At 67.5% G+C, this 20,332-nt stretch carries 25 protein-coding genes and 1 pseudogene; 9 read left to right on the forward strand and 17 right to left on the reverse strand.

Annotated elements, in window-relative coordinates:
* Window positions 1–14: 14 nt before the first annotated feature.
* From ABDZ36_RS01685 to ABDZ36_RS01715, 7 genes are read right to left on the reverse strand one after another with little or no spacing between them, the layout of a single operon-like run.
* Complete coding sequence (locus ABDZ36_RS01685) at window positions 15–722, reverse strand: urease accessory protein UreF (protein ID WP_343749181.1); 708 nt, start codon at window positions 720–722, stop codon at window positions 15–17.
* Entirely contained in the window at window positions 719–1,444 is a 726-nt protein-coding gene (locus tag ABDZ36_RS01690) for an urease accessory protein UreE (protein ID WP_211312439.1), read from the reverse strand. Before ABDZ36_RS01690 ends, ABDZ36_RS01685 begins: the two co-directional genes overlap by 4 nt.
* A gap of 9 nt (window positions 1,445–1,453) precedes the next feature.
* A complete protein-coding gene (locus ABDZ36_RS01695) occupies window positions 1,454–2,485 on the reverse strand; it encodes an urease accessory protein UreD (RefSeq protein ID WP_211312440.1) in 1,032 nt (343 codons plus the stop codon).
* Window positions 2,486–3,121 carry an urease accessory protein UreG gene (ureG, locus tag ABDZ36_RS01700; protein WP_211312441.1) on the reverse strand — a complete coding sequence of 212 codons (636 nt, stop codon included), beginning with the start codon at window positions 3,119–3,121 and terminating at the stop codon, window positions 2,486–2,488.
* Window positions 3,118–3,450, reverse strand: coding sequence for an urease subunit gamma (locus ABDZ36_RS01705; RefSeq protein WP_211312442.1), 333 nt, complete (start codon window positions 3,448–3,450; stop codon window positions 3,118–3,120). The genes ureG and ABDZ36_RS01705 overlap by 4 nt, the downstream gene beginning before the upstream one ends.
* A complete protein-coding gene (ureC, locus tag ABDZ36_RS01710) occupies window positions 3,447–5,147 on the reverse strand; it encodes an urease subunit alpha (protein WP_211312443.1) in 1,701 nt (566 codons plus the stop codon). Before ureC ends, ABDZ36_RS01705 begins: the two co-directional genes overlap by 4 nt.
* Window positions 5,144–5,563, reverse strand: a complete 420-nt coding sequence (locus tag ABDZ36_RS01715; RefSeq protein WP_211312444.1) for an urease subunit beta — start codon at window positions 5,561–5,563, stop codon at window positions 5,144–5,146. The genes ureC and ABDZ36_RS01715 overlap by 4 nt, the downstream gene beginning before the upstream one ends.
* 447 nt (window positions 5,564–6,010) lie before the next feature.
* On the opposite strand from ABDZ36_RS01715, the gene ABDZ36_RS01720 reads away from it, so the two are divergent.
* The 5 genes from ABDZ36_RS01720 to ABDZ36_RS01740 are packed head-to-tail and all read left to right on the forward strand — an operon-like array spanning window position 6,011 to window position 10,847.
* Window positions 6,011–7,291: an urea ABC transporter substrate-binding protein gene (locus tag ABDZ36_RS01720; protein WP_211312445.1), complete on the forward strand. Its 1,281-nt coding sequence runs from the start codon at window positions 6,011–6,013 to the stop codon at window positions 7,289–7,291.
* Window positions 7,288–8,163: an urea ABC transporter, permease protein UrtB gene (gene urtB / locus ABDZ36_RS01725; protein WP_211312446.1), complete on the forward strand. Its 876-nt coding sequence runs from the start codon at window positions 7,288–7,290 to the stop codon at window positions 8,161–8,163. The genes ABDZ36_RS01720 and urtB overlap by 4 nt, the downstream gene beginning before the upstream one ends.
* Window positions 8,164–9,252, forward strand: a complete 1,089-nt coding sequence (locus ABDZ36_RS01730; protein WP_211312447.1) for an ABC transporter permease subunit — start codon at window positions 8,164–8,166, stop codon at window positions 9,250–9,252. It abuts the gene before it with no gap.
* Window positions 9,249–10,136, forward strand: a complete 888-nt coding sequence (locus ABDZ36_RS01735; protein WP_211312448.1) for an ABC transporter ATP-binding protein — start codon at window positions 9,249–9,251, stop codon at window positions 10,134–10,136. The genes ABDZ36_RS01730 and ABDZ36_RS01735 overlap by 4 nt, the downstream gene beginning before the upstream one ends.
* A gap of 3 nt (window positions 10,137–10,139) precedes the next feature.
* Window positions 10,140–10,847, forward strand: a complete 708-nt coding sequence (locus ABDZ36_RS01740; RefSeq protein WP_211312449.1) for an ABC transporter ATP-binding protein — start codon at window positions 10,140–10,142, stop codon at window positions 10,845–10,847.
* Window positions 10,848–10,919: 72 nt separating this feature from the next.
* On the opposite strand, the gene ABDZ36_RS01745 is transcribed toward ABDZ36_RS01740, so the two are convergent.
* Entirely contained in the window at window positions 10,920–11,447 is a 528-nt protein-coding gene (locus tag ABDZ36_RS01745; RefSeq protein WP_211312450.1) for a hypothetical protein, read from the reverse strand.
* On the reverse strand, window positions 11,444–11,959 hold the full coding sequence (locus ABDZ36_RS01750) for a hypothetical protein (protein WP_211312451.1): 516 nt from the start codon (window positions 11,957–11,959) through the stop codon (window positions 11,444–11,446). Before ABDZ36_RS01750 ends, ABDZ36_RS01745 begins: the two co-directional genes overlap by 4 nt.
* A 207-nt stretch (window positions 11,960–12,166) precedes the next feature.
* Between ABDZ36_RS01750 and ABDZ36_RS01755 the strand changes: the two genes are divergently transcribed.
* Window positions 12,167–12,643: a GNAT family N-acetyltransferase gene (locus ABDZ36_RS01755; protein WP_343749182.1), complete on the forward strand. Its 477-nt coding sequence runs from the start codon at window positions 12,167–12,169 to the stop codon at window positions 12,641–12,643.
* A gap of 1 nt (window position 12,644) precedes the next feature.
* Here ABDZ36_RS01755 and ABDZ36_RS01760 read toward each other — a convergent pair whose 3' ends face one another.
* From ABDZ36_RS01760 to ABDZ36_RS01770, 3 genes are all read right to left on the reverse strand, one after another.
* On the reverse strand, window positions 12,645–13,661 hold the full coding sequence (locus tag ABDZ36_RS01760; protein ID WP_211312453.1) for a zinc-dependent alcohol dehydrogenase family protein: 1,017 nt from the start codon (window positions 13,659–13,661) through the stop codon (window positions 12,645–12,647).
* Between the two features lie 75 nt (window positions 13,662–13,736).
* Window positions 13,737–14,153 carry a nickel-responsive transcriptional regulator NikR gene (nikR, locus tag ABDZ36_RS01765; protein WP_211312454.1) on the reverse strand — a complete coding sequence of 139 codons (417 nt, stop codon included), beginning with the start codon at window positions 14,151–14,153 and terminating at the stop codon, window positions 13,737–13,739.
* A 51-nt stretch (window positions 14,154–14,204) separates the two neighbouring features.
* Window positions 14,205–14,639 carry a universal stress protein gene (locus ABDZ36_RS01770; RefSeq protein WP_211312455.1) on the reverse strand — a complete coding sequence of 145 codons (435 nt, stop codon included), beginning with the start codon at window positions 14,637–14,639 and terminating at the stop codon, window positions 14,205–14,207.
* Between the two features lie 177 nt (window positions 14,640–14,816).
* Here ABDZ36_RS01770 and ABDZ36_RS01775 point away from each other — a divergent pair, with 177 nt between their 5' ends.
* Window positions 14,817–15,422 carry an AsnC family transcriptional regulator gene (locus tag ABDZ36_RS01775; protein ID WP_211312456.1) on the forward strand — a complete coding sequence of 202 codons (606 nt, stop codon included), beginning with the start codon at window positions 14,817–14,819 and terminating at the stop codon, window positions 15,420–15,422.
* A gap of 58 nt (window positions 15,423–15,480) precedes the next feature.
* Here ABDZ36_RS01775 and ABDZ36_RS01780 read toward each other — a convergent pair whose 3' ends face one another.
* The 3 genes from ABDZ36_RS01780 to ABDZ36_RS01790 all read right to left on the reverse strand — a co-directional run bounded on the left by ABDZ36_RS01780 (window position 15,481) and on the right by ABDZ36_RS01790 (window position 18,234).
* Entirely contained in the window at window positions 15,481–16,494 is a 1,014-nt protein-coding gene (locus tag ABDZ36_RS01780) for a ring-cleaving dioxygenase (RefSeq protein ID WP_211312457.1), read from the reverse strand.
* 96 nt (window positions 16,495–16,590) lie between these two features.
* On the reverse strand, window positions 16,591–17,970 hold the full coding sequence (locus ABDZ36_RS01785) for a permease (protein WP_211312458.1): 1,380 nt from the start codon (window positions 17,968–17,970) through the stop codon (window positions 16,591–16,593).
* A 66-nt stretch (window positions 17,971–18,036) separates the two neighbouring features.
* Window positions 18,037–18,234, reverse strand: coding sequence for a heavy-metal-associated domain-containing protein (locus ABDZ36_RS01790; protein WP_211312459.1), 198 nt, complete (start codon window positions 18,232–18,234; stop codon window positions 18,037–18,039).
* Between the two features lie 209 nt (window positions 18,235–18,443).
* Here ABDZ36_RS01790 and ABDZ36_RS01795 point away from each other — a divergent pair, with 209 nt between their 5' ends.
* Window positions 18,444–19,001 carry a class I SAM-dependent methyltransferase gene (locus tag ABDZ36_RS01795; protein WP_211312460.1) on the forward strand — a complete coding sequence of 186 codons (558 nt, stop codon included), beginning with the start codon at window positions 18,444–18,446 and terminating at the stop codon, window positions 18,999–19,001.
* 1 nt (window position 19,002) lies between these two features.
* On the opposite strand, the gene ABDZ36_RS01800 is transcribed toward ABDZ36_RS01795, so the two are convergent.
* Complete coding sequence (locus ABDZ36_RS01800) at window positions 19,003–19,473, reverse strand: FKBP-type peptidyl-prolyl cis-trans isomerase (protein WP_211312461.1); 471 nt, start codon at window positions 19,471–19,473, stop codon at window positions 19,003–19,005.
* A gap of 107 nt (window positions 19,474–19,580) precedes the next feature.
* Here ABDZ36_RS01800 and ABDZ36_RS01805 point away from each other — a divergent pair, with 107 nt between their 5' ends.
* Window positions 19,581–19,982 carry a nuclear transport factor 2 family protein gene (locus tag ABDZ36_RS01805; protein ID WP_211312462.1) on the forward strand — a complete coding sequence of 134 codons (402 nt, stop codon included), beginning with the start codon at window positions 19,581–19,583 and terminating at the stop codon, window positions 19,980–19,982.
* On the opposite strand, the pseudogene ABDZ36_RS01810 reads toward ABDZ36_RS01805, so the two are convergent.
* Window positions 19,983–20,243: pseudogene (locus tag ABDZ36_RS01810) on the reverse strand (DUF5789 family protein); the annotation flags it as partial.
* Window positions 20,244–20,332 lie beyond the last annotated feature (89 nt).

The following is a 20,332-nucleotide window of genomic DNA, read 5'->3' on the forward strand; positions in this document are numbered from 1 at the left end:
CCTAAAACTATCCCTCAACTCATGAAGAGCCGCCGGTCGGCGCGCTCGTGCTCCATCGCGTGGACGTCCACGAGCGGGGCGAACGGCTCCATCCGGTCGATTTCTCTCCCTTCGTTCGCCGCGACGACGTCCGCCGCGACGGGCGCGAGGTCGTCCAGCACGCGCTGGGCGGTGACGTGTCCGAGGCTCAGAAGGCGCTGGGCCGCACCGAGCATGTCGGTCACGAAGGAGTGGGCATGCAGGAGGCAGGCCTCCTCGGCGTCGATGCCGCGGCGCGCGGCCACGAGCCCGAGCGCGACCGGATAGTTCCCCGGTGCGTCACTACTCGCCACGCGTTCCTCGTACGCCGCGATCACGGGATCGTCACCCGTCTGGGCCTCGACTTCGAGGAGGCGACGGCCGGCCTTCGTCGCGCTCTCGCGGAACTCCGCGGCGAGCGTCGTCGCCCGTAGCGTCTCATCAATCTGTGCGAGCGCGTCGAGGTCGTCCGCCGCCGCGTGGGCCGCCCGGATCGCTACCGTCTCGCAGGGACCTACCTGCCGGCGGAGGTAGCTCTCCAGCACTTCGCGGAGGTCGTCGCCGTCGGTGATCGCCCCGGACTGGACGAACTGTTCCAGGCCGTACGAGACCGTGTTCCCGCCGACCGGGAGGAACGAGTCCGCGAGCCGGAACGCGGCGAGCCTCGCGCGCGCGCCGGGTTCGGTCCCATCCACGTCGCTCACGACCCGCTACCTCCCGGCGTCCGTACGCCGTTCGCGGGGGCGTCGCCGTCGTGGGTGTGCCCGTGCGTGCCGTCGTGCTTGTGAATGTCGTCGCCGTCATGGATGTGCTCGTGGGTGTTATCGCCGTGCTCGTGTTCCCCGTCGCGTTCCTGCCCGTTCACCTTGCCTCCGTGCTCGCTGCCGCCCTCCCCGTGTCCGTGCGCACCGCTGTCGTGCTCGTGCTCCGGCGTCGCGTCGTCGAACAGGGTCGGGTCAACGTCTTCGACGCCGACCGTCGCCCCCTCTGGGAGGTGTCCCTCGATCTCCGCGCGCTGGCGTTCGATCGACTCCTCGACGGCGATCAGGACGTCGCTCCCGCGGACCGCCAGGTCGCGGTGCCGGTTGCCGACGACATGCCCAAGTTTTGCCGCGAGTGCCATCGTCTCCGCGGTGGCCGTCGCATCCGTCATGGAGACGACGATCGCCTCCCGTGCCGCGAGGCCGACGACAAGCAGGCGTTCGCTCTCACCCGCGAGTACGTCGCCGGGTTCGAGGCTCCCTGCGTCCGTCGCGACGACGCCGACGTCCGTCCCGTCATCCGCCGTCGTGCGAAAGCGCGAGCGCCGTCGCGTCGTCTCGTCGAGCATGACGCGCCTAACCGCGTCGCCCTCGCTCGTTTCGACGCGCGCCGCGACGTCGTTGTCCGTCCGTTCGTTCCCGAGATAGGTGTCGTAGAGTTCCATCGGTGTGTCTCAGTATTTGCGCTGGTCGGGTGCGGGTGCATCAAGCAGGACGCGACTCGCCTCGTCCCACGCGGCCGTGAGCGCCGCCTGTACGTCCCCCGCTCGATCGCCGAGCGCGCGGACGAACGCCCCGCCGTCGCGGGGGAGTGCCGTCGCACTTGCACGGGCGGGTTCGTCGACGAGTCGATCGGCGAGTCGGTCGCTCAGGCGTCCCGAATCGACGTCGCGCGTCGTCGCCACGTAGCACGTCCCGAGCACGGTGTAGTCGTCGAGGACGCCCGCGCGTCGTGGGTCCGCGTGTGGGTCGCCCGGTGCGAGGTGCGTCGTGTCCGCGAGGATGCGCCCGTCGGGGCCGTCGACGGTCGTGCGCGCGTAGTAGCGCTCGAAGTCGAAGGCCTCGTCGCGCGCGAGGCGACCCGGGACGACGACGTCCGTGAGGATCGCGCTCGCGTCGTGCCCGAGCGTCACCGCCGTCTCCCCACAGTAGCGCGCGTCCGGGTGGAGGATCGTCTGCTCGGGGACGTACTCGACGTGCGCGCCGTCCTCGACGACGAACGTTGCGTCGACGCGCCCGTAGTTCGCGTCCATCGAGAGCACCTTCGTCGCGCTCCCCGTGCTGACGTGTGCGCGCGCGTCCGCCTCCGCGGTGACGATCATCCGGTTCCGATCGCCCTGCGCGACGCCGCCCGTCGGGCTCTGAACGTACGCCGTGGCGAAGTCGGGCCGTCCAACGTCGTGATCGAGCGTCCCGCTCAGGTGGTACGGGACGCGCGCGTAGTCGGCGACGAGATCCGTCGACCCGTCGACACCCGCGGCGAACGTCGCGTCGAGTTCGCCCACCTTTCCGGGCGACCCCACGCCGACCTGCGGGAGCGACTCGCCCTCGTAGGGTTCGAAGGCCGGCGGAAGGTCGCGCTCGTGTGCGAGCGTCGGCTCACGCGGATCGTCGCATCGTGGCTCCTCGGCGTCCTCGCTCACCCCCACAGTGTCGTCTACTGTCGCCGCATCGTCGTCCGCTCCCGCCGCGTTCTCCGTCGCCATCTACGCGAACAGTACCTCCGAGCGTACGTGGTCGATGACGTCCTCGACGCCCGTCTCGGCCTTGCAGTCCGTGAGGACGTAGGGCCCCTCGCGGACGGCAGCGGCGTCGCGTTCGATCTTCTCTAAGTCCGCGCCGACGTGTGGTGCGAGGTCCGTCTTGTTCACGACGAGGAGATCGCAGTCCACGACGCCCGGTCCGCGCTTTGCGGGGATGTCGTCCCCTTCCGCTACGGAGATGACGTAGAGCGAGTAGTCCGCAAGCTCCGGATCGAAGGTCGCAGCGAGGTTGTCGCCGCCACTCTCGACGATCACGAGGTCGAGCTCGGGGTGTGCCTCGACGAAGTCGTCGATCTGCCGGAGGTTCATCGAGGGGTCCTCGCGGATGCCGGTGTGCGGGCACGCGCCCGTCTCGACGCCCGCGACGAGGTCCTCGGGGACGACGCCGGCGAAGCGCTCACGTAAGGCGTCAGCGTCCGCCTGTGTCAGGATGTCGTTGGCGATGACGCCGACGTCGAGGCCAGCCTCACGGAGGCGCGGCACGACCTCGCTGATGAGTGAGGTCTTCCCGGAGCCGACGGGGCCACCGATCCCGACGGTCGCGACGTCGCGATGGGTGAGTCGTTCCCCGGCGCTCATTCGCCCCCCACCTCGCGTGCAGTATCGGTCCGGATCGGGTCGTGGACGGTGACGAGTTTCGTCCCGTCGCGGAACATCGGCTCGACTTGCACCATGTCGATCATCTCGGGGACGCCGCCCATGACGTCCTCGCGGCCGAGCAGACCCGTCGCGCCCGCTCGAAGCTCCGCGACGTCCTTCCCCTCGCGCGCGCCCTCGAAGATCCAATCGGAGATGTACGCGATGGCCTCCGGGTGGTTGAGTTTCACGCCGCGCTCCTTGCGGTCGCGCGCGAGCTGCGCCGCCGTGTAGATCGTGAGCCGTTCGCGTTCCTTCGGTGTAAGATTCATAGCATGTAGCGTTGGGTGAGGGGCAGTTCCGCGGCCGGTTCGCAGGTGACGTGCTCGCCGTCGACGCGCACCTCGAAGGTCTCGGGGTCGATCTCGATGTCGTCCGGCCGGGTCGAATTGCGCACCATGTCGCTCTTGTCGATCGTCCGCGTCCCGGAGACTGCGACGGTCTCCGTGTCCAAGCCATACTCGTCGCCGACGCCGCGCTCCTTCGCGGCGGGGCTGACGAAGGAGAGCGAGAGGGCGTGTTTGGCCTTCCCGACCGCGCCGGCGCGCGGGCGCTGCATGATCGGCTCACAGGTCATCAGCGAGCCGTTCGACTCACCCATCTCGCCGTAGACCGGGAAGCCACCCTTGAACGTCACATGTGGCTTGCTCCCGAAGAACGCCGGGTCCCAGAGGACGAGGTCCGCGAGCTTCCCGGGTTCGAGCGTGCCGACGTGGTCGTCGATCCCCGCGGCGATCGAGGGGTTGATCGTGTACTTGGCGAGGTAGCGAAGCACGCGCTCGTTGTCCGCGGGGCCGTCCGCCGCGAGCGGCCCACGCTGGGTCTTCATCTTGTGGGCAGTCTGCCACGTCCGCGAGACGACTTCGCCCATCCGGCCCATCGCCTGCGAGTCGCTCGTCATCATCGAGATCGCGCCCGTATCGTGGAGGACGTCCTCGGCGGCGATGGTCTCCGCGCGGATGCGCGACTCCGCGAACGCGACGTCCTCGGGGACGTCCGGGTTCAGGTGGTGACAGACCATCACCATGTCGAGGTGCTCGTCGAACGTGTTCGTCGTGTACGGCATCGAGGGGTTGGTCGACGACGGGAGGACGTTCGGGTCGCCGACGGCCTCCATGATGTCCGGGGCGTGGCCGCCGCCCGCGCCCTCGATGTGGAAGAGGTGGATCGTCCGGCCGTCGATGGCCTCGACGGTGTTTTCGAGGAATCCGGTCTCGTTCAGCGTGTCCGTGTGCATCGCGACCTGCACGTCCTCCTCGTCGGCGACCGTGAGGCAGGTGTCGATGACGCCCGGTGTCGCGCCCCAGTCCTCGTGGATCTTCAGGCCACACGCCCCAGCTTCGACCTGCTCGTACAGCGATTCCGGCTCACTCGAGTTCCCCTTCCCGTAGAAGCCGACGTTGACTGGCCACTCCTCCGCCGCCTGCAGGAAGCGTTCGATGTTCACCGGACCGGCCGTCGTCGTCGCCGCCCCACCGCCGTAGCCGCCGCCGAGCATCGTCGTGATCCCCGAGGCGAGCGCGTGCTCGTAGAGCCCCGACGAGTTGAAGTGGATGTGGATGTCGAGCCCGCCGGGCGTGACGATCTTCCCCTCCGCGGGGTAGACGTCCGTCGACGCGCCGATCACCATGTCCACGTCGTCCATCGTGTCCGGGTTGCCGGCGTTCCCGATCCCGGCGATCCGGCCGTCCCGAACGCCGATGTCCGCCGCGACGACGCCGATGACCGGATCGAGGATCGTGGCGTTCGTGATCATCCAGTCGAGCGCACCCTCCGCTTGTGTGACGCCCGGGGCCATCCCCATCCCGTCGCGGATGGTCTTCCCGCCGCCGAAGACGGCCTCGTCACCCGCGCTCCGGTAATCCTCCTCGACCTCGACGCGGAGGTCCGTGTCGCCGAGCCGGACCTGCCCGCCGACTGTCGGGCCATACAGTTCCGTATAGGCCTCGCGGGAGACGTCGCGGGTCACGACTCCTCGCCCCCCTTCGTACCCGCGTCGCCGTCCGGCGCGCCGGTGTCCGCGTACCCCGCGTCGCGCAGGCGTTCGAGCGCCGCGTCGGGATCGACAGTCACGCTCCCGTTCACCATCCCGTTCATCCCGTACGCGCGCTGCTTCCCACCGAACGCGACGAGGTCGACATCCTGCTCGTCGCCGGGCTCGAAGCGCACCGCCGTCCCCGCCGGGATGTTCAAACGCATCCCGAACGCGGCCTCGCGGTCGAACGCCAGCGCGGCGTTCGCCTCGAAGAAGTGGAAGTGCGACCCCACCTGTGCGGGCCGATCGCCGGTGTTCGACACCGTCACGCTCGCCGTCTCCCGCCCCTCGTTGATCGTCACGTCGCCCTCACCGGGGTCGATTGCTCCCGGCACGAGGCGCTCGGTCATCGACCGCCCTCCACTATCCCGATCGTATCCGTCGTATTCATCCTACGCGCAATTTCTAGCTATATCCTAATAAGATAGGCCACAGAAGTCAATACTTGCATGCTGTTTTCGGAATTCGGTTCTCATTCCTGTACTGTACGAGAAGCTGCGTGTTCGGCCCGTAGCCCCCGATCGACTCGCCACTCATCTTTCCGGACGCTTGTCTCCTGTTTCCACAGTAGGTGTGGTGAACAGACGAAACGCTGCACCACGTATGGTGTCCTTAAACAATTAAACCACTATAGAACAATGTATGTCATCCGGTTCGAAAGTCTTTTTAATGTGTGTCTGATTCGGACCCATGTCGAAAAATATGGACGTGCACCCAATCTACACCGATTTCACTACTAGTACTAGCAACCCAAAATGCAAATCTGAATATGTTCATCAACTTCAGGTGAGCGACGAATGACCGATCGGCGCTCCGGGATCTCACGTCGGTCGTACCTCGCGACCGGCGGCGCGATCGGCGGCGCGGCGCTCGCTGGCTGTCTGACCGGTGGCAGCGGTAGCGGCGGGAGTGACACGGTCAAACTCGGTATCATCGAGGATCGCTCCGGGAACTTCGCGCTCAACGGGACGCCGAAGTACCAGGCGAGCATGCTCGCCATCGAGGAGCTCAACGCGAACGGGGGCATCCTCGGCAACGAGATCGAGACGTTCGCACCCGACCCGCAGTCCGACAACCAGCGCTACCAGCAGCTCACCCGGCAGGCGATCAACGAGGAGAACGTCGACGCCCTCTGGGCGGGCTACTCCTCGGCGACGCGCGAGACGATCCGCCCCATCATCGACCAGAACGAACAGCTCTACTTCTACACGACGCAGTACGAGGGGGGCGTCTGTGACTCCTACACCTTCTGCATGGGTGCGACGGCGCGCCAGCAGCTCGGGAGCGTCCTCCCGTACATGGTCGAGAACTTCGGCTCCGACATCTACACGATCGCGGCCGACTACAACTTCGGGCAGCTCTCCGCTGACTGGGTCCGCGTGCTCGCCGACGAGAACGACGCGAACGTCATCGGCGAGGAGTTCATCCCACTCTCCGTCACGGACTTCGGCTCCACGATCAACAACATCCAGGAGGCCGATCCGGACTTCGTGATGGCGCTGCTCGTCGGCGCGAACCACACGTCCTTCTGGAACCAGCGGACCTCCGCCGGCCTCGACATCCCGATGGGGACCTCGACCGTGATGGCGCAGGGCTACCAGCACAAGCGCCTTGACGCGCCCGCGATGGCGAACGTCTACGGCGGGTTCAACTACATGGAGGAGATCCCGACCGACCGCAACCAGGAGTTCGTCGATCGGTTCTACGAGAAGTACCCGGACGCCGCGTACATCAACGAGGAGGCCGTCAACAACTACTTCTCGATCAAGATGTACGCCCGTGCGGCCGAGGCGGTCGGCTCGACGAACCAGGCCGACATCATCGAGGAACTCGAGAACGGGATGGACATCTCCGCCCCTGAGGGCGACATCTCGTTGCAGGGGCCGGTCCACCACATGACGCACAATATGCACGTCTTCCGGTGTGATGAGGAACACAACATCACCGTCGAGGACGAGCAGCGCATCCCTGAACAGTTCCTCTCGGAGACGGTCGGTTGCAACCTCCGCGAGAACGAGGAGACCACCCAGTACGTCCCCGCGGACTACTACGAGGAGGCCGACGCCACGCAAGAATGAACGCACTCAACCTGTTGTTCCAGTTCGCAGACAATTTCGCGTTCGTCGTGCTCGCGGCGGTCGGGCTCGCCATCATCTTCGGGATGATGGGCGTGATCAACCTCGGCCACGGCGAGTTCATCATGATCGGCGCGTACGGCACGACGCTGTCGGCGAACGCGGGTGCCCCTCTCCCGGTCGCGATGGCCATCGGCGTGCTCGTGACCGCCGCCATGGGGTTCATCCTGGAGCGGACGATCATCCACCGGCTCTACGATCGGCTCTTCGACTCGATGGTCGCCACATGGGCGCTCGGGCTCATCCTCACGCAGGGGATGCGGATCGTCTTCGGGAACTCCATCCCGCAGGTCTCGACGCCGCTCGGCAACATCGCGTACGGTGAGTTCTCCTACTCGACGTACCGCGTGTTGCTCTCGCTCGTCGCAGTCCTCGTGCTCGGCGGGCTCTACGTCGTCTTCACGCGCACCGAGTTCGGTATCCGCGCTCGGGCGACGATTCAGGACCCCGACACCGCGCGTGCGCTCGGCGTCGACACCGACCGGATGTACACCGCGACGTTCGTCATCGGCTCCGCGCTCGCCGGGCTGACCGGGGCGCTCTACGCGCCGACGCTCACCGTCGTCCCCGGCATGGGCTCGTCGTTCCTCGTCGAGGCGTTCGTCGCCGTCGTCGTCGGCGGGCCGTCGGTCCTCCTCGGGACGACGCTCGCCAGCGGGCTGCTCGGCTTCATCGACGCCGTGTTCACGAACCTCTTCGGGACGTTCTACGGCCAGATCGCGATGCTCCTGACGGCGATCCTCGTCATCCGCGTCCTGTCGAGTGGCCTGACGGGGCTCGTCGAGAACGTCCGTAACCGCATGGAGGGCGAGTGAATGAGCCTCGGTGAGACTTTCGACCGGCTCTGTCGGCCCTTCGAGGGCCCGAACACCATCGGCAACAGCCGGGGATTCTGGCTCGGGTTCGTCGTCGTCCTCGTCGGGCTCTTCGGCTATCCGATCGGCTTCGGGGCGTACGCGGCCTCCAGCGCCGCGCTCTACTTGCTCTACGCGATCCTCGCGCTCTCCCTCACGGTCATTTGGGGGTACACGGGGATCCTCAGCTTCGGGCAGGTGGTGTTCTTCGGCGTCGCCGGCTACTCCTTCGCCCTCATCAGCATGAACCTCTCGAGCACGCTGACGACGATGCTCGCGTTCCCGGTTTCCGTCGGGATCGCGACGCTCGTCGCGCTCGTGCTCGGCTACTTCATGTTCTACGGCGAGGTCCGCGACGTCTACGTCACCATCCTCACGCTCGTCGTCGCACTCGTCCTGAACACCTTCATGGCACAGACCGCCGGCTCGGAGTGGACAGTTGGCTCGGTCCCGCTCGGCGGGTTCAACGGGATCCCCGCCATCCCGAGCCTCGCCTTCGGCGTCGGCGAGACGGCGATTACGCTCGATGGTGCGTCCTTCTACTGGTTCACGCTCGTCGCGCTCGTCGCGACCTATCTCGGGCTCCGCGCGCTCGTCAACGGCCGCTTTGGCTACACGATGGTCGCCACGCGCGAGGACGAGGACCGGACGGAGATGCTCGGCTACGACGTTCGGCGGGTCAAACTGCTCGTCTTCGCCCTCGGCGGCGCGCTCGCCGGCCTCTCCGGCGTCCTGTATGCGACGTGGGGCAACTACGTCAGCCCCTCCGTCTTCGGGATCACCTTCGCGTCCATCCCGGTCGTGTGGGTGGCCGTCGGCGGCCGGCGCTCCCTGCTCGGGGCCGTCGTCGCGACCGTCGCCATCGAGTGGTTCCGCCAACAGCTCTCCGTGACGGGGAGCCAGTACGCGCTGATCGTCGTCGGCGTCGTCCTGCTGCTGGCGATCCTCTTCGTCCCCGAAGGGGTTGTTCCGCGGCTCAACACGGTGATCATCAGCGCACGCGATCGCTTCGGCACGAATACGGACACGGCTGAGGGGACCCCAGAATGACCGCGACAGACACCGACCGCGACACGACCGACGCATCGACCACGAAGACGACAAACGCATCGACCGCGGAGACGACAAACGCATCGACCACGGAGACGACCGATGACTCGCCGCCGCCGTCCGACACGGCCGGCCGCAAATCGCCGGCCGTCGCCGCCACCGGTCCGGGGACCGACACCCTCCTCCAGACCGACGGTCTCACGAAGCGCTTCGGCGGCTTCACCGCCATCGACGATGTCGACTTCGACGTCTCGGAGGGCGAACTCCGCTGTCTCATCGGACCGAACGGCGCGGGCAAATCCACGCTGTTGAAGCTCATCACGGGCCGCCACACCGCGACGGAGGGCGCGATCTACTACGACGGTACGGACATCACGGACTACCGGCCGAACGAGCGCGTCGACCTCGGGATCGGGATGAAGTTCCAGGTTCCCTCCGTGTTCGACGAGCTCACCGCGTACGAGAACATGCGCCTCTCGGTCCAGCGGACCCACGGCGACGCCGACCTCGACGCGGCGATCCTCGACGCGCTCAAGCGTATCGACCTCGCCGAACGCGCGACCACGCCCGCGGGCGACCTCGCACACGGCCAGCAGGGCCGCCTGGAGATCGGGATGGCTGCCGCACTCGAACCCGACCTCCTCCTCCTCGACGAACCGGTCGCCGGCCTTTCCGTGGAGGAACGCGCCGAGGTCGCCGACCTCGTCACCGAACTGAACGCGGACGGCATCGCGTTCATCGTCATCGAACACGACATCGACTTCGTCGCGGAGATCGCGGACGAGGTGACCGTCCTCCACGGCGGCGAGGTGTTCCGCGAGGACTCGATCGCCAACATTCGCAACGACGACGAGGTCCGGCGGATCTACCTGGGGGGTGAGTGAGACGTGCCACCCGTACTCGAATGCGACTCGCTCTCCGCGTCGTACGACACGACGCTCGTCCTCCGCGACGTCGATCTCACGGTCGAGGAGGGTGAGATCGTCGGCGTCATGGGGAAGAACGGGGCCGGCAAATCGACGTTGATGAAGACGATCATCGGCTTGCTTGATCCCACCTCGGGCGTCGTCCGCTACGAGGGCGAGGATCTCGCGGGGACGAGCGCGAACGAACGCGCGAACGCCGGTATCGGATACATTCCGCAGGGACGCGACGTCTTCCCGTCGCTCACCGTCGAGCAGAATCTCCTCGTCGGCGAGAGCGTCAACCGCGATCGGGCGCACGACCTCTACGAGGAAGTGTACGACTACTTCCCGATCCTCGAGGAGCGCCGCGATCAGAAGGCCGGGACGATGAGCGGCGGTCAACAGCAGATGCTCGCCATCGGCCGCGCGCTCGTCGGCAACCCCGATCTGCTCCTCCTCGACGAGCACAGCGAAGGCGTCCAACCCTCTATCGTCGAGGAGATCAGCGAGAACCTCCGCGAGCTCAACGCCGAACTCGGCACGACCGTCCTCTTCGTCGAGCAGAACCTCGGCGCGATCCAGGACATGGCCGATCGCTGTTACGCCATGGAACGCGGGCGCATCGTCGACGAGATCGGCCCCAACGACCTGCAGGACGAGGACGCCATCGCGTCCTATCTTGCGGTCTGACTACCTCTTTTTCGCCCGCCCCATTCCTCCACCGCCCCCCTCCTTCGCCGGTTCCTTTCGCCCCGGTCACCCTCACGCGCCGCGTCGGAGCGCGCCGACCGCGAACAACCCGGTCCCGACGGCGACCGTCGCGGTGCCGGCGACGAGGAGGCGGAGTCCGACGACGTGCGGACTGAAGAAGACGAGCCCGTACGGCACGCGCCCGACGCTGATGAGATTGTACCCGGTGAGCATCGTGAGGACGGCGGGTGTCCCCGCGCCCCGCTCGCGCATCCGGTCGATGATGGGGTAGACGGCATACGGCCCGCCGGGGATGAGGCCGGCGACGAGGCCGGCCGCGACGACTTCGTGGACGCCGGCGGACGCGCCGAGCAGCTCGGCGAGTCGGTCCTCCGGGAGGAGTTGGCCGATGGCGCTCGCGAGGAAGAACGCGGCGACGATGGTCGTCGCGAGACTGGTGACCGTCGAGAGCCCGCCTGCGAAACTCGCCCACGCGACGTCGGGGGCGGTGACGATCAACGCCGCGTAGAGGACGAGCGTGCCGATGACGACGACGCGTTGCCCCCACGAGTCGCCGATCAGCGTGCCGAGGCGACTCACGCGCCGACCACCACCGCGGCGACGGCGGCGAACGCGACCGTTACGCCGACGCCGATGGCGACGCGCGCGGCGACGATCCGTCCCTCGAAGAAGACGAGCCCGTACGGCACGCGCAACAGCCCGATGGCCCCGTAGCCGATGAGCAACGCGAGGATGGCCGCCAGCCCCGCGCCGCTGTCCGCGACTTCGGCGATGAGCGGGTAGACGGCGTACGGCCCGCCGGGGAGGACGCCGCCGATGAGTCCGGCGAGGGCGATTCCCGGTGTGCCCGCGGCCCCGCCGACGAAGCCGGCGACGGTCTCCCGCGGGAGGAGTTGGCCGACCGCACTCGCGAGCAGGAGCGCGGCGAGCACGAGCGTCGCGAGCGCGACGAGAGTTTTCGTCCCCCGTTCCGCCGCCGTGCGTGCGGTCGCCGGCCGCCGAAGGGCCAGATAGCCGTAGAGGACGAGCGTGCCGACGACGACGATGCGCTGTCCGGCACTCGCACCGATCAGCAGATCGAGAACCGACATGCGTTCGACTTCGACTCCGCGTCGCTTGTAGGTGGGCGGTTCGAGACGGCACTGACGAACACACCTAGTGAAAAACTATGGAGAAAAACCTATTTGTATAATGCGTACGTGTATCTATTCGAGATCAAGATGTCGAAATGCGCTCCAGATTCAGAAATCGGTGCTGATTCGTCAACCACGGACGGTGCCGGCGTCCACGTCGCTACCGTGACCGACCGCGCGGGGCGCGATCTCGACATCACGGGGTATCAGGGATCACTCCCGAACGGCGACGTCGCCGCCCTCGCCGGGATGTACGGGACGTTCGGGTTCGAGGACCGCGCGCAGGGGCTTCCACCGACGGGCTCGGACGCCGTCCGGTCGTGGCTGGACCGCCTCGGTGATCTCGGTGCCGCTCACGTCCTCGTCACACACGACGACGCCCCGGTCGCCCACGCCGTCCTCGTCCCCGACGGCGACGCCTACGAGCTCGCCATCTTCGTCCAACCGGACTATCAGGGCGCGCGCGTCGGGACGCACACGATGGAAGCGCTCTTCGACTACGGCCGCACGCGCGGCGTCGAGACGGTCTGGCTCCACGTCGAGAAGTCGAACAGCCCCGCCGTCTCGCTCTACCAGCACTACGACTTCGAGATCACGAACGAGCGCCCGCTCGAGTTCGAGATGGAGCGCGCGCTCGATTAGCTCAGACCTCGATGACGACTTTTCCGGTATGCTCGCCGTTCCAGACGTACCGATAGGCGGCCGTCGCGTCCTCGAAGCCGAACACGCGATCGACAACCGGCTCGATCCCGTTCGCGTCGATCGCGCGCGCCATCCGGTCGAACGCCGCGCGACTCCCGACGCTCACGCCCCGCACGCTACTCGCCTTGTGGAGGACCGGCTGCGGCGAGACCTCCGCCTCCGGGTCCGAGAGCACGCCGATGAGGTGGACCTCGCCGTTGTACCGCACCGCCCCGAGCGAGCGTTCGAGCGTGCCCGCGCCGCCGACCTCGACGACGTGGTCCACACCGACGCCGTCCGTCGCCTCTTGGACCGCCTCGCCCCACTCCGGGGTTTCCTCGTAGTTGATCGTCACCTCGGCCCCGCGGGCCTCCGCGAGGTCGAGTTTCGCGTCGCTGGAGGACGTGACGATCGGCGTCGCGCCCATCGCGTCCGCGAACTGGAGGGCGAACGTCGAGACGCCGCCCGTCCCGAGACAGAGAACGCTTTCGCCCGCCGTCAGATCCCCGTGCTCGGCGAGGGCCGTCCACGCCGTCAGCCCCGCACAGGTGAGCGTGCAGGCCTCCTCGTAGTCGAGCGAGTCGGGCATCTTCGGCGTCGCGTCCGCCGGGAAGACCGCGTACTCCGCGAGCGTCCCCGGGCGGTTCCCACCGGTCGCCGTGTACGTCTTCTCCGGCGTCCCGGGGCCATCAACCCAGTCCGGGAAGAATGGCGCGACGACCGAATCGCCGACGCCGAGGCGCTCGACGTCCTCGCCGGCCTCGACGACGTCACCCGCGCCGTCGCACAGCGGGATCATCGGGTATTCCTCGCCGGGGTAGCCAAACTCCGTCGCCGCGATGGCGAGGTCACGGTAGTTGAGTGAGGCCGCCTCGATCTCGACCAGCACCTCGTCGGGGCCGGGCTCGGGGCGTTCGCGCTCGACGATCTCGAGTCCCTGGAACTCCGGGTCGTGCTCTTGCAGTTCGTACGCGCGCATACTGGGAGGTGGATCGGCCGCGGTTTGTAGCCCCGGAAGGTGTCGGATACCACCGCAATCGTCCCCGCGTCTCGATCATCCCTCGGCGTCGACGACGGTGAGCTTGACGTGGTGGACGCCCTCGAGCGGGCGGAGGCGGCCCAGCAACGCCTCGATGTCCTCGCCGTCGCCCTCGACGGCGATGGATTCGAGACAGAGGTGGTCGCTGAGGTGAACGTGGTGGACGGCGATGATGGTGTCGGCGAAGTCGTGTTGGAGGTCGGTCATCGCCTCGGCGACGCCGCTGTGGTCGTGATCGTAGAGGACGACGACGGTCCCGCTGAGCGCGCCGGCGAGCCCAGTCTGCTGGTTGAACTCCGTGACGAACGCCCGGAGCGCGTCGCGTGTCGCCTCCGAGCGGCTGGCGTAATCCCCGCTCTCCACGACGTCGTCGAGGGCGGTGCGGAGGTCGGACGGAACGGTGACGCTCATTCGGTCGAGGCCGTCGCTCATGCGGTGATGGTTCGCCACTAGTCCGGTTAAGCGGTCCGCCTCGTCGCCGCCCTAGTCGTGTTCGGTCGTGCGGACGACGAGGACGGGGACGTCGGCACGTCGGAGGACACATTCGGTCGTGCTCCCGAGGACGGCGCGCGACGCGCCCTCGCGGCCGTGCGTCCCCATGACGACGAGGTCGATCGCGTTGTCGGCGACGTACGAGAGGATCTCGCCAGCGGGGTCGCCCTCGACGATCTCGGTTTCGGCGTCGAGACCGGCGCGGTGGGCCGCGCCCTCGATCGACGCGACGGCGTTCTCGCCCGTGACGCGCAGTTCGTCGTCCGGGAAGGCCACGTCGCCCAGTCGCTTGCGGAGGCTTCCGTCGACGACGTAGAGGGCGTGGACCGTCGCCCCGGCGCGCTCCGCGATGTCGAGCGCCTGCGTCACCGAGTCCTGCACGCCGCCGCTCCCATCCGTCGGCACGAGCACGTTCTCGTACGTCACACTAACTCACCCGTAGCGCTTCGTCGCACGCCCTCCCCTTCGCCGTCCCCGATGAAGTAGGTTCGGTCCACGACGGCTCGATCGAGCGCGTCTCGAAGCCGCGTCGCGGTTCGCTCGCGTCACCGCGGATGGGGCCGACCCCGAAATCGCCTTGCCCCCGTAGGCGCTATCGGGCGTGTGCACGATCTGGACGACACCGATCGGAAGATCCTCCGACTCCTCCACGCGGACGCACGCCGGCCGTACAGCGAGATCGCGGACGAGGTCGGTCTCTCCGGGCCCGCCGTCTCGGATCGCGTCTCGCGGCTCCGGGAAGCCGGCGTCATCGAGCGCTTCACCGTCGACGTCGATCGCTCGGCGTTCGCGGACCGGGTGCCGCTGCTCGTCGACGTCACCGTCGAGCCCGGCCATGCGACGGCCGTCTACGCGTCCCTACGCGAGGCCGAGGGGACCCAGCACGTCTATCGGAGTGCGGACGCGCGCGTCGTCGCGCACGCCAGCCTGCCGAACGCGGACGTCGAGTCGTGGCTCGCGGACGCGCTCGACACGACGGTCGTCGCGGACTACGACGTCTCGATCATCGCGGCGAGTGACTGGACGAACGATCTCGCGGACGCGGACCTCGCCGTCGCCTGCGCGGAGTGCGGGAACACCGTCACGGACGAGGGGACGAGCGCCCGCTTTGGCGGCGACCGCTACCGCTTCTGCTGTCCGACCTGCGAGGCGCGCTTTGCGGAGCGCTACGAGGAACTCGCGGAGGAAGCCGGTGGCTCAGCCGGGTAGGCCCGACGTGCGCGCCTCGTTGTCCTGTCTCTTCGCCTCGGCCGTCTCGCCGTTCGCGTCAGTCGTCCGCGTCGGCCTCGGCGTCGGGTTGTTCGCTCTTACCCTCAGGCGTGGGGATCGTCACGTCGGGGAGGGTCGCCTCGATCTCCGTGCGGCGATCCTCGAATTTCCCGGGGAGGACGAGCCGGCCGCCGAGGTCGTCGAGCGGTTCGTCGCTCGCGTAGCCGGGGTCCTTCGTTGCGAGCTCGAAGAGGACGCCATCGAACTCGCGGAAGTAGACGGAGCGGAACCAGTGCCGGTCGATCTGCTGGGTGGGCCGTAGCCCCATCGAGCGGACGGCCGTGCGCATCTCAGCCTGATCGTCATCCGTCGGCGTCTGGAAGGCGACGTGATGAACGGTGCCGTGACCCTGCCTGCTTGCCTCGACGGTCGGGAGGACGTCGACGTATTTGCCGACCTCGCCGGCCGCCGCGAAACGCGTTCGCTCGTCGCCGGGCGTGTCGCCCGGGGACTGCTCGGTGCCGACCCGTTCGAGCCCCATCGTTTCGAGGAGGTCGATCGTCGGGTCGGGGTCCGTGAGCCAGAGCGTCACGGAGTGGAAGCCGCGAATCGCGTGCTCCTCGGAGACGAACGCCGTCCACGGGACCGTCGGCTCGTCGTCGGGGAGGTCGACCGCGACGAGTTCGACCGGGAGCCCGTCCGGGTCGCGGAACGGGAGGACGGATTCGCCGAATCGCTCCACGCGCTCGTCGTAGTCCACGCCGTACTCATCGAAGCGCGCCTCCCAGTAGTCGAGGCTCCCCTCGGGCACGCGAAAGGCAATTCGTGCGACCTGTCCGGAGCCGACCTTCCCCTGTTGCATATCGCCCCACGGGAAGAACGTCATGCTCGTCCCGGGCGTCCCCTCCGCGTCCGCGAAGAAGAAGTGGTAGGTGCTCGGGTCGTCCTGGTTGATCGAGCGCTTCACGAGGCGGAGACCGAGTGTCTCCACCCAGAAGTCGAGGTTCTGCTGTGGGTCGCTCGCCACGCACGTTACATGGTGGATTCCCGGCGTCGGGTTCGGGTCTGCCATATGATGACTAGAAGGGGCACGAACGACTTCAAAGCGCGCTAACCCCGACGTCACCGCCCCGATCGCCGTCGCCGCACAATCTACACCCCGCCGTCGTCAGTCGCCCGCCGCGTCACCGTGCTCGTGTCCGCTGCCTGCATCGTGGCCACCGCCTCCACTGTGATCCATCTCGTCGTCGCCGCTCTTGTGGAGCCAGTAGAGGGCGGCGAAGACGACGACGGCGAGCGCGTTCAGCGCGGCCTTGTAGTTGAGCGCGATGTGGAACTCGGTCACGGTCGCCGTCGCGGGGTCGGGGACGAAGACGATCCCGGTGAGGCCATGGAGCGCGACGAAGACGCCGTGGACCAGGACGCCGGTGACGATCGCGGCGACGAAGATGAGCGCGGAGAGGACGGCCGCGAACGTCCCGCCATAGTACTCCCGGTAGGCCTCCATGATCGGCGGGATGACGAGGTCGGCGTAGATGTAGGAGAGGACGCCGCCGAAGGGGAGCCCCTCGGTGTAGAGCAGCGCGCCGAAGGGGACGTTCCCGACGGAGCAGACGAACGTGACGACGCCGACGACCGCGCCGAGGATCGCCATCGCGACAACGGTGATCGCGGGCGAGCCAAGAATCTCGGCCCCGAAGAGCGCGGTCCAGACGGACTGGGGGACGAAGCCCGCGAGGATCCCCGCGAAGACGAAGCCGAGTGCGATCTCGTCGTAGAGCATCCCCCACTCCTTCCACTGTTTGTCGGCGAGGTCGCGCCATCCCGCAAGCGACGTCGCCCGCTCGCGGATCGTCGTGTTCGCCTCGTCGGGGTCCCACGACTCCATACAGGAGCGCGAGCAGAAGTAGTAGGTCGTGTCGTCGATCTCGCGGGTATACTCCGTCTCGTCCGGATCGACGTCCATCCCGCAGTTCGGACACGAGACAGTGGTGTCGTCGTCCGTCGCGTGCTCGCGGGCGCGTTCGAGGACGTCGTCCGGGACGAGGTAGCGGAAGGCGAGTGCGAGGAGGCCGATGAGGACCAATCCGCCCACGAAGTCCGCGAGGACGAACTGCCACCCGAGTAGCAACCAGATGACGAAGCCGATCTCGATGACGAGGTTCGTCGAGGCGAACATGAACGCACCGAGGCTCGCGCCGGCGCTCGCGCCCTTCTTGTAGAGGTTCTTCGCGGTGGCGATCGCGGAGTAGCTACACGATGAGGAGACGAAGCCGAAGAACGTCCCGAGCGCGAGCTCACGCGGGCCGTCGCCCGCGAGGTGGTTCGCGATGTCGTCCGAATCCACCCACGCCTCGACGCCGCCCGCGATGGCGAAGCCGAAGACGAGCGCCCACCATGTGATCCACGCCATCGCGGCAGTCGTCCGGGCGGCCTCAATCACCCCGCCCATGAAGAACACGTCGAGCGGTTTCGTCGTCGTTGCTGCACCGACGACGACGACCAGTACGGCCATTCCGAGGAGTATCAGGTAGTCGCGTGTATCCATGGTTCGGCATCGAACGGCGGTATGGTGGTCGGCTCGACGATGCGTCGATCCGCGTGCGTCCGTGTCTTACGCCGAGGCCTCGTAGCCCGCCTCGCCGACGGCGGCAACGACTTCGGCGTCGTCCGGTTCGCCCTCGACGACGACTGTGTCGGCCTCGTTGTCCGCCTTCGCGGACTTGACGCTGTCGAGCGCGACGAGCGCGTCCTCGACGGTCTGCTCGCAGTGCTCGCACGACATGCCGGTGACGGTGTACGTCTCGCTCATGTTACGTTCACGTAGGACGGTCTCACTTACGCCGTTTATGCTTTGGAAACCGAAGGAGAAGGGGTAACTGACACCGGAAACTGAATGCTCGTCGCACTCATACGTGCGTCCCCGTCCGCTACCGGCGTGCGCCCCCCGCCTACCTGCCACCGCTCGTGGGCAGCGTCGACGTCCCGGACACCTAACTCCCGGCCCGTCGTACGTCCGCTATGGGTTTCCACACGTTCGACGCCGCGAAGGCCGCGACTCTCGAGGACGCGGCCGAACGCTATCGGTACTGTTCGCGCGAGGAACTCCTCGGAATGCTCGCGCCCGAGCCGGACGACGTCGTCGCCGACCTCGGGAGCGGCACGGGGTTCTACGCGGACGACGTCGCCCCGTTCGTCGGGACGCTCCACGCCGTCGACGTGCAGCCCGCGATGCACGACTACTATCGCGAAAAAGGCGCACCCGAGAACGTTACCCTCGTCGCCGCGGACGTGGGCGACCTGCCGCTCGCAGACGACGCGCTCGACGGTGCGTACGGTACGATGACATTCCACGAGTTCGCGGACGCCGAGAGCGTCGCCGAGCTCGCACGCGTCTGTCGCCCCGGCGCACGCCTCGCCATCGTTGACTGGAGCGCCGCCGGGGCGGGCGAAACCGGCCCGCCGCTGACCGAGCGCCACGACGCCGAGCGCGTGGCGACGATGCTCGCCGACGGTGGCTTCGACGTCGCGCGCGCCGCCGAGCGCGTCGAAACGCTCGCCGTCAGCGCGACTCGTTAGCTTACTCGACGTCGACGACTTCGACGTCGAACGTCAGCGTCTCGCCTGCGAGCTCCGGATTGAAGTCGACGCGCACCGTCTCCTCGTCGGCGTGGATGACCTCGCCCTGCTGGCCGTTCTGCGCCTGCAGGTACGCACCCTCCTCGGGCGTCTGGCCGCCCAGCATCTCGTGCAGTTCGTCCGTGTCGAACTCCTGGACCGCCTCCTCGCTCCACTCGCCGTACGCTTCTTCCGGCGGGATCTCGAGCGTGTCCTCGTCGCCGGCCTCGAGGCCGCGAAGGCCGTCCTCCATGCCCTCGATGACCGCGCCCTCGCCGACCTCGACCGTCAGCGGGTCGTAGTCGCGATCCGGCTGGGCCTCCGCGAGTCCCGCGTCGTCCGCGACGTCCTCGCGCGAGGTGTCGAAGACCGTGCCGTCGTCCAGTCGTCCCGTGTACTCGAACGTAACCGTGTCGCCGTCAGTGATACTCACACTACTCAGAGACGCGCCACGCGGAAAAGCTATGGTATCGAGGGACGGCGCACGCAACCTTCGCCGCGACGCAAGCCGTTATGACGCCGGCCGCCCCGGCGGCGAACGTGACTGACGCCGATGTCGCCGCCATCGAGCGGCTCAAACACGAGTACTGCTACGCCATCGACGACGGCCGCTACGGCGACTGGGCTGGCTGCTTCGCCCCGGACGGCCGCTTTGTCATGAACGACGGCACGACCTTCGAAGGCCGCGACGAGCTCGAAGCGTTCGGTCGCGACGTCTTCGACGACGCGTACGCCGAGAGCGCGCACACCGTCACGAACGCCCGCATCGACGTGGACGGCGACACCGCCACCGGCCGCTGGTACCTCGCGCTCTATCACGAGACCGCGGACGGCGAAACCGCGGTCCAGCAGGCTAACTACGCGGACGAGTTCGAACGCGTCGATGGCGAGTGGCGCATCGCCGAGGCGAACGTCACGTACGGCGTTCGCCTGCCGCGCTGACTAGAAGGAGACCTGCGAATCGCGCTCGTGGTTCGACGAGCGATCGTCGTAGTCCTCGCGTCCGACGTACTCCTCGCCGAGGTTCGCCAGCACCGAGTGGTGGAGCTCGCGCGCCGACTCGAACGACGATTCCCCGCCGCGTTCGAGGATTGACTCCAGCGATACGGTCTCGCCGTCCGGAGATTCGATGGTCACCGAGCCGACGGCGGCGACGACTTCCGAGCGGTCGGCCGGGAACGAGCACGCGCTCTTGACGCGGTCGTACGTCTCGTTTGGGTCGACAGGGCTTCATTGAATCCGCAGAGGGCGACGGGATTCACTGTTTCACGGCTTGTTCGACGTTGTAGACT

The organism is Halarchaeum salinum (genome assembly GCF_039520965.1).
GTDB classification, from domain to species: Archaea; Halobacteriota; Halobacteria; order Halobacteriales; family Halobacteriaceae; genus Halarchaeum; species Halarchaeum salinum.